At 71.7% G+C, this 7,657-nt stretch carries 9 protein-coding genes; 4 read left to right on the forward strand and 5 right to left on the reverse strand.

Annotation, left to right across the window (positions count from 1 at the left end):
* Positions 1-163 precede the first annotated feature (163 nt).
* Complete coding sequence (gene proP, locus ABEA26_RS33795; protein ID WP_425587948.1) at positions 164-1,546, forward strand: glycine betaine/L-proline transporter ProP; 1,383 nt, start codon at positions 164-166, stop codon at positions 1,544-1,546.
* A 160-nt stretch (positions 1,547-1,706) separates the two neighbouring features.
* Positions 1,707-2,381, forward strand: a complete 675-nt coding sequence (locus ABEA26_RS33800) for an O-methyltransferase (RefSeq protein WP_345597593.1) — start codon at positions 1,707-1,709, stop codon at positions 2,379-2,381.
* Between the two features lie 38 nt (positions 2,382-2,419).
* On the opposite strand, the gene ABEA26_RS33805 is transcribed toward ABEA26_RS33800, so the two are convergent.
* Entirely contained in the window at positions 2,420-2,812 is a 393-nt protein-coding gene (locus tag ABEA26_RS33805) for a hypothetical protein (RefSeq protein WP_345597595.1), read from the reverse strand.
* A 107-nt stretch (positions 2,813-2,919) separates the two neighbouring features.
* Between ABEA26_RS33805 and ABEA26_RS33810 the strand changes: the two genes are divergently transcribed.
* Positions 2,920-3,327, forward strand: a complete 408-nt coding sequence (locus ABEA26_RS33810) for a DnaJ family domain-containing protein (RefSeq protein WP_345597597.1) — start codon at positions 2,920-2,922, stop codon at positions 3,325-3,327.
* 18 nt (positions 3,328-3,345) lie between these two features.
* On the opposite strand, the gene ABEA26_RS33815 is transcribed toward ABEA26_RS33810, so the two are convergent.
* Positions 3,346-3,855 carry a hypothetical protein gene (locus ABEA26_RS33815; RefSeq protein WP_345597598.1) on the reverse strand — a complete coding sequence of 170 codons (510 nt, stop codon included), beginning with the start codon at positions 3,853-3,855 and terminating at the stop codon, positions 3,346-3,348.
* A 5-nt stretch (positions 3,856-3,860) separates the two neighbouring features.
* The gene (locus ABEA26_RS33820) at positions 3,861-4,535 is read right to left on the reverse strand and encodes a hypothetical protein (protein ID WP_345597600.1); all 675 of its coding nucleotides are present in this window, start codon (positions 4,533-4,535) and stop codon (positions 3,861-3,863) included.
* A gap of 165 nt (positions 4,536-4,700) precedes the next feature.
* Here ABEA26_RS33820 and ABEA26_RS33825 point away from each other — a divergent pair, with 165 nt between their 5' ends.
* The gene (locus tag ABEA26_RS33825; protein WP_345597602.1) at positions 4,701-5,210 is read left to right on the forward strand and encodes a GNAT family N-acetyltransferase; all 510 of its coding nucleotides are present in this window, start codon (positions 4,701-4,703) and stop codon (positions 5,208-5,210) included.
* A 24-nt stretch (positions 5,211-5,234) separates the two neighbouring features.
* On the opposite strand, the gene ABEA26_RS33830 is transcribed toward ABEA26_RS33825, so the two are convergent.
* Both ABEA26_RS33830 and ABEA26_RS33835 read right to left on the reverse strand, forming a co-directional pair.
* Positions 5,235-7,400 carry an MDR family MFS transporter gene (locus ABEA26_RS33830; protein WP_425587949.1) on the reverse strand — a complete coding sequence of 722 codons (2,166 nt, stop codon included), beginning with the start codon at positions 7,398-7,400 and terminating at the stop codon, positions 5,235-5,237.
* A 41-nt stretch (positions 7,401-7,441) separates the two neighbouring features.
* A partial coding sequence (locus tag ABEA26_RS33835) for a zinc ribbon domain-containing protein (protein ID WP_345597606.1) occupies positions 7,442-7,657 on the reverse strand: 216 nt, incomplete at its 5' end.

Raw genomic sequence — 7,657 nt, forward strand, 5'->3', positions numbered from 1 at the left:
ATTCAGGTAAGCAACTCCTTGGCTCACAGAACGACATGGCTACGATCCGACTTCGCTTTTCTGCCCGTGGCCGAGTGCCGCGGGCTTCTTTCCGGCCCGGCGACAGTGCCGCCGTACGGGTCGTGGCGTCCCTGTTCCCGTCGAAAGGTAGGCGAGCGAAGTTTTGTCGGCTGCCCCCGTCGCCACTCACCCGTCCGGCACGAACCCGCACCCCTCCCCTCCGCCGGGGACCGCTTCCCCCACCGTGACCGATCCCGCTCTCGTCAAGCGTGCCGTGAAGGCGGCGGCGCTCGGCAACGCGATGGAGTGGTTCGACTTCGGCGTCTACAGCTACATCGCCGTGACGCTGGGCAAGGTCTTCTTCCCGTCGGGCAACCCGACCGCCCAGCTGCTCTCCACCTTCGGCGCCTTCGCGGCGGCCTTCCTGGTCCGGCCGCTCGGCGGCATGGTCTTCGGCCCACTGGGCGACCGGGTCGGGCGGCAGAAGGTTCTCGCCTTCACGATGATCATGATGGCGGCGGGCACGTTCGCCATCGGGCTGATCCCCTCGTACGCGACGATCGGCGTCTGGGCTCCGGTGCTGCTGCTGGTCGCCCGTCTGGTGCAGGGGTTCTCCACCGGAGGTGAGTACGCGGGCGCGTCCACTTTCATCGCCGAGTACGCGCCGGACAAACGGCGCGGGTTCCTCGGGAGCTGGCTCGAGTTCGGCACGCTCGCCGGGTACATCGGCGGTGCGGGGCTGGTGACGCTGATGACGGCGCTGCTCTCCGACGGCGACCTGACGTCCTGGGGCTGGCGCATCCCGTTCCTGATCGCCGGGCCGATGGGCATCGTCGGGCTCTATCTGCGGATGCGGCTGGAGGAGACGCCGGCGTTCGCCGCCGAGCTCGAGAAGGCGGAGACGTCGCGGCCGAAGGCACCGCTGCGGGACATGATCACCGGGCAGTGGCGGGCGCTGCTGCTCTGCGTCGGACTGGTGCTGGTCTTCAACGTCACCGACTACATGCTGCTGTCGTACATGCCGAGCTACCTGACGAGCGAGCTGGAGTACGACGAGACGCACGGGCTGCTCGTGGTGCTGGTGGTGATGGCGCTGATGATGGTCGTCCAGCCGTTCGCCGGCGCGCTGACCGACCGGATCGGGCGGCGGCCGGTGATCGCGGCGGGCTGCGCGGGCTTCCTGCTCCTGTCCGTACCGGCGCTGCTGCTGATCCGCGAGGGCAGCCTGCTAGCGGTGGGGCTGGGCATGGCCGCGCTGGGGCTGCTGCTGGTCTGCTTCACGGCGTCGATGCCGTCCGCGCTGCCGGCGCTCTTCCCGACCCGGGTGCGGTACGGCTCGCTGTCGATCGGCTTCAACGTGTCCGTGTCCCTGTTCGGCGGTACGACACCGCTGGTGGTGACGGCCCTGATCGGGGCGACGGGGGACCTGATGATGCCCGCGTACTACATGATGGCCGCGGCCGTGGTCGGTGGCGTGGCGGTGTGGTTCATGTCGGAGTCGGCGGGACGCCCACTGCCGGGGTCGGCTCCGTCGGTGGAGGGCTGAGCGCACGGCTCCGGGATGTGTTCGCGGGCCCCTCTCCGGGGACCCCGGGCCGTGCCACGCTGACACACTCCGGCAAACGCCTGAAACGCCACCACCGTGCGGATATCTTCGTCAGCGCACATACTCGGAAAAGCTGACGCCGCACAGGGGAGGCCCCGTCATGAGCGAGTCGCAGCTCTGGGACGACGTCGACGCCTACTTCACCAGCCACCTCGCACCCGACGACGCCCCCCTGACGGCGGCCCTGCGGGACAGCGAAGCCGCCCGGCTGCCGCAGGTGAACGTCACCGCCAACCAGGGCAAGCTCCTCCAGCTCCTCGCCCAGGTCCAGGGCGCCCGCACCATCCTGGAGATCGGCACCCTCGGCGGCTACAGCACCATCTGGCTGGCCCGCGCCCTCCCCTCCGACGGCCGCCTCGTCACGCTGGAGTACAGCGCCCGGCACGCCGAGGTCGCCACCCGCAACATCGCCCGCGCCGGCCTCGACGCCCTCGTCGACGTGCGCGTGGGTCCCGCCCTGGAGTCGCTGCCGAAGCTCGCCGACGAGAATCCGCCGCCCTTCGACCTGGTCTTCATCGACGCCGACAAGGGCAACAACCCGCACTACGTGGAGTGGGCCCTGAAGCTCACCAGCACCGGCAGCCTGATCGTCCTCGACAACGTGGTGCGCGGCGGCCGCGTGGCCGACGCCGCCGACGACGCCGCCGACGACGTACGCGGCACCCGCGCCGCCATCGAGCTGATCGGCAGCCATCCGCGGCTCAGCGGTACGGCCGTCCAGACGGTCGGCAGCAAGGGCTACGACGGATTCGCGCTGGCCCGGGTGCTGGCCTGAGCACCCGCGCCCCTGGGCAGGCACCGGCGCACGGGTGCTCAGGCCTCGTGGTAGAAGCCGACGTTGACGCTGCGCGGCTCCGCGTGGTCCTGGACCACGATCTCGCCGCTGCCGCCCCTCGGCAGCGGCACGGTGCCGCCGTAGTCCAGGGGCCGCGTGTGTCCGCCGACGGTGAGCCGGACCTCCGAGGAAGGGTCCGGCTGCGAGCCCCGCAGCCAGGTCAGCTGCCACGTGCCGTCGGGACCGCACCGGAACTCCAGGTGGACCCGGGAGACGAACAGCCAGTCGTCCGGCGTCGACAGCCGGCACACGGACCTGTCCCGGCCCACCCGCAGCACCGCCCCCGGCTCGCTGGGCGCATCGGCCATCTGCATGCCGGCCGTGGCACCCGCGTCCGCCGCGGTGACGGCGGCCATGGTGAGTTCGAGCACGCGCGCTCCTTCTGGACCCGAGAGGAACCTGGGACGTCGTTCCTCGTTGACGTACCGCCGCCGCATGATAGATCGGCCGGTGGCGCGGTGTCCGGCACACTGGGGTCATGACCGAGCGAAAGCCACCTGGCGTCGACTTCGAGTCCTGGGTCGACAAACAGATTCGTGACGCGGACGCGCGCGGCGAGTTCGCACAGCTGCCCGGCGCGGGAAAGCCCCTGCCGAGCGAAGTCGACAGCACCTACGACGAACTGTGGTGGGTCAAACGGAAGATGGCCCGCGAGGGCTTCTCCGTGCTGCCGCCCACGCTGGCCCTGCGCAAGGAGGCGGAGGACGCCCTGGAGGCGGCGGCGAACGCGCCGTCGGAGCAGATGGTCCGCCGCATCGTCGAGGAGATCAACGTCAAGATCCGCGACGTCATGTTCAAGCCGCCGCCCGGCCCCCCGCTGGGTCTGAAGCCCTACGACGTCGAAGAGGTCGTAGGGCGGTGGCGGGAGCGCCGGGCGGATCGGTGACGCCTCGGTGCCTGTGAGTCACAGGCGCATGAGACGGTCCGCCAGCTCGCGGTAGTCCCGCAGGGCCAGCCGGAGTTGTTCGGTGTCGGTACTCGTCGCGACGCGCTCGGGCTCGCCCGTGTCGCGCCAGGACGTGCGCAGTGTGCGGCGCCGGTGCGTCACGGCGTCCGTGACGCGGGAGCCGATCTCCTCCAGGACGCGGTCGGCCTCCTCGACGGAGGCACGCGGCGCGTCGACGAAGCCGGCCACCGCGTGCTGCAGCCGCTGCCCGAGCTTGTCGCACTCCTCGTGCGGGATCAGTGCATCCCCGTGTCCGTGGGTGCCCGGGGTGCCCGGGGTGCCCGGGGTGCCCGGGGTGCCCGGGGTGCCCGGGGTGCCGGTGTTCTCGGTCGGGGCCGGGATGGTGTCCAGGCCGGAGGTGGTCCCGGCGTGGACGTCGGGGCCGGGGCTCTGCTTGTGCGGCTCGGCGGGGGTGCCGCCGTCGGCGGGGGTGCCGCTGCCGCCTGGCTGCCGGGTCACGTCGGACATGTGCCTCAACTCTCCTTCGGGTGGCGCTTGCTGAGCGACCAGGAGTGGTGGGTGCGGGCGGCGCGGGGCGGCGTGTGTCCGTCGCCGTCCGTACCGGCGCGGTGCCTGCCGCCGTCATGGCGGCCGGGACGTACCAGGTCCTCGAACAGTGCGCGGGCCTCGACCAGGGACTCGCGCATCTCCTCCGTACCCGCGCCGCTGTCCTGCGCGCCGTCCACGCGCGCGTGCGTCACGCGGTGCACGCGCCGGTAGCCGTCGACGTGGTGGGCGTGGTGCACGGACAGCGCCGCGAGCTGCTCCTCGTACTGCCCGCCGTCCGGGAAGCCCCGGGCGCCGGCCAGCTCCGCGAGCAGCCGGTCCGCCTCGCCGACCGCCTCGCGCGGGGAGTCGACGAAGCGCTCCTGGGTCGCGGTCCAGCGCGCCTCGAAGCGCTCGCGCTCGGCCGGCTCCAGCGGCCTCTCGTGCAGCGACCCGTGCCGTTCCACGCGGTCGGCGAGTTCGCGCTCGGCGGCCTTGGTGTCGCCGTCGTGCCGGGCCACGGCCCGGTCGTACTCGGGCCCGAAGCGCCGCTTCAGGCTTCCGCCGTGCTGGGGGCCCCGCGCGCGCAGAGCGAGTACGGCCGCGACAACGAGCACGGCCGCCACGATCACGATCAAAGCGATGATCACGCCTGTGGACATGAGTGCCTTCCGGGTTCTCGGCCCAACCGGCTCTCCGAACGGGCCGGTTCGCTGTTCGGGTTGCCCCGGAGTCCGCGCTCAAACGGCGCACGGCGCGCGCCGACGGCACATCAGTGGGAAAATACGCTTGCGCAGCATGCCGGTCCCGATCCGACAATGCCGGTCATGACCTGGACCGTCGCCCCGGAACCGTACGACTCCGCCGTCGCCGCCGCCCTCTGGCGCGCGTACTACACAGAGGTCAGCGACCGTTACTACCTGCTGCACGACGGGCGGCCCACCGACCCCGGTGAGCTGGAGCGGGAGATCGCCGCCTACCGCGGCGCCGACCTCGTACCGCCCCGGGGGCGGTTGCTGGTCGCGCGGTACGGCGGCGAACCGGCCGGCACCTCGGGCGTACGGCTGCGGGACGACACCACCGCCGAGCTCACCCGGGTGTTTCTGCACGAGCGGATGCGCGGCCTGGGCGGCGCGGCACTGCTGGTGCGGGCCGCCGAGGACGCGGCACGGACGCTCGGGGCCTCGCGGATGGTCCTCGACACGCGAGGCGACCTCGTCGAGGCCCGTGCCCTGTACGCGCGTCTCGGCTACACGGAGACCGAGGCGTACAAGGAGGACCCGTACGCCGAGCACTGGTTCGCGAAGCATCTGAAGCGGCTCCCTCGCGCCGCCTGACGCGGCTTGCAGGCCGGCGGTGGCTCAGCCGGCCCGTGCCGGGGTCCGTTCCTCGCGCGTGCGTCCCTCACGCGAACGCCCCTCGTGCGGGCGCTCCCGCTCCGAGCCGCACAGCTCGCCGGTGAGCTCCCTCACGAGACGCACCAGGTCGGTCGGGCGATCCGGGCCCCACCAGTCGCCCAGCAGCTCGGCCAGGGACTCCTCGCGGGCCGTCGCCAGCCGCTCCGCCACCTGCCGGCCCCGTTCGGTGAGGACCAGGTCGGGGCCCTCGCGGACGGCGAGATGCCGCTCCTCCACCTGGCGGGCGGCGGCCATGACGGCGTTCAGCGGCACGGGGCTGCGCTCGGCGAGCACGGCGGGCTCGACCCGGCCGTACTTCCTGACCCGCAGCAGCATCCAGCTCGACGCCGGCAGCAGGTCGTAGCCCGCCCGCGCGGTGATCCGCCGGTAGATCTCCCGGCGCCCCTCGCGGGTGCCGAGCACCGACAGCGCACGGCACACCTCGTCGCGCGAGGACCGCTCCACCGGGTTGCTGGCCAGGGTCTGGGTGGCGTCCGGCGCCCTGACCGAGCCGCGCAGCCGGTCCTCCTTCAGGAACCAGGCCAGCAGGAAACCCAGGAGGGCGACGGGAGCGGCGTACAGGAAGACGTCGGTGATGGCGGAGGCGTAGGCGCTCAGCGCCTCGGGACGCAGCGCGGGCGGCAGGGCTCCGATGCCGCGCGGGTCGGCCTTCAGGGTGTCCACCGAGACGCCGGGCGGAAGTTCGGCACCCCGGAAGGCGTCCGCGAGCTTGTCGCCGAGGCGGCCGGCGAAGATCGTGCCGAAGACGGCCACACCGAAGGACGCGCCGATGGAGCGGAAGAAGGTCGCGCCGGAGGTGGCGACGCCCAGGTCCTCGTACGCCACGGCGTTCTGCACGATGAGGACGAGGACCTGCATCACCAGGCCGAGGCCCAGGCCGAAGACGAAGAAGTAGGCGCTCATCTCGGCGGTCGCGCTGTTCTCGTCGAGCTGGTGCAGCAGGAGCAGGCCGAGGGTGGTGACGGCGGTGCCCGCGACGGGGAACACCTTCCAGCGGCCGGTGCGGCTGACGATCTGCCCGGAGACCGTCGACGACAGCAGCAGGCCGAACACCATCGGCAGCATGTGCACACCGGACATGGTCGGGCTGACGCCCCGCACGACCTGGAGGAACGTCGGCAGGTAGGTCATCGCGCCGAACATCGCGAAGCCGACGACGAAGCTGATGACGGCGGAGAGCGTGAAGGTGCGGACGCGGAAGAGCTTGAGCGGGAGGACGGGTTCGGCTGCCCTGCGTTCCACGGCCACGAAGAGGGCGGCCAGGACGACTCCCAGCACCGCCAGGCCGATGATCTGCGGCGACCCCCAGGCCCAGGTCGTGCCGCCGAGCGAGGCCACCAGCACCAGGCAGGTGGCGACGGAGGCGATGAGGAGGGTGCCGAGGTAGTCGATGACGTGCCGGGTGGTCCGGCGCGGGATGTGCAGCACCGCCGCGATCACGGCGAGCGCGACGATACCGACGGGCAGGTTGATGTAGAAGACCCAGCGCCAGCTGAGATGCTCGGTGAAGACCCCGCCGAGCAGCGGCCCGAGCACGCTGGTCGCGCCGAAGACGGCACCGAAGAGGCCCTGGTAGCGGCCGCGTTCGCGAGGCGAGACCAGGTCGCCGACGATCGCCATGGACAGCACCATCAGCCCGCCGCCGCCCAGCCCCTGGAGGGCGCGGAAGGCGATCAGCTCGGACATGCTCTGCGCCACGCCGCACAGCGCGGAGCCGACCAGGAAGATCCCGATCGCCGTCTGGAACAGCTTCTTGCGCCCGTACTGGTCGCCGAGCTTGCCCCACAACGGGGTGGCGGCGGTCGCGGCCAGCATGTACGCGGTGACCACCCAGGACAGGTGCTCCAGGCCGCCCAGGTCGCTGACGATGGTGGGCAGCGCCGTCGAGACGATGGTCTGGTCGAGGGCGGCGAGCAGCATGCCGAGCAGCAGGGCTCCGATCGAGACGAGAACACCGCTGGAGACCTGCTCCTGTCCCTGTCCCTGCTCCTGCTCCTGCTCCTGTCCCTCCCCGCTCTTCGCGGACCGTGTCGGGTCCTTCGGGTCCTTCGGGTCCTTCGGGTCCGCCGGATCCGTCCGGTTCGTCGCGCTCGCTCGCTCCGCGCACATCTCCCGTCTTGACTTCTCCCCCTCCTGAAGGAGGGGGATTCTCACGGCTCACGTCGTGAGGGTTTCTGCTTCGTCGCCGACTGCCCGCCCGGAGTACTCCGTTGAGGTCTTACACCAGCTCCACAGACAGACACGGCCAGCCCGGCCGCCAGAAGGTTGTTGGCCGCGTTCACGTCCCGGTCGTGGGTCGTCCCGCAGCCACCGCACGTCCAGGTACGGACGTTCAAGGGCATCCTGCCCCGCAGGGCGCCGCAGGC

Source organism: Streptomyces marokkonensis (genome assembly GCF_039539045.1).
GTDB classification, from domain to species: Bacteria; Actinomycetota; Actinomycetes; order Streptomycetales; family Streptomycetaceae; genus Streptomyces; species Streptomyces marokkonensis.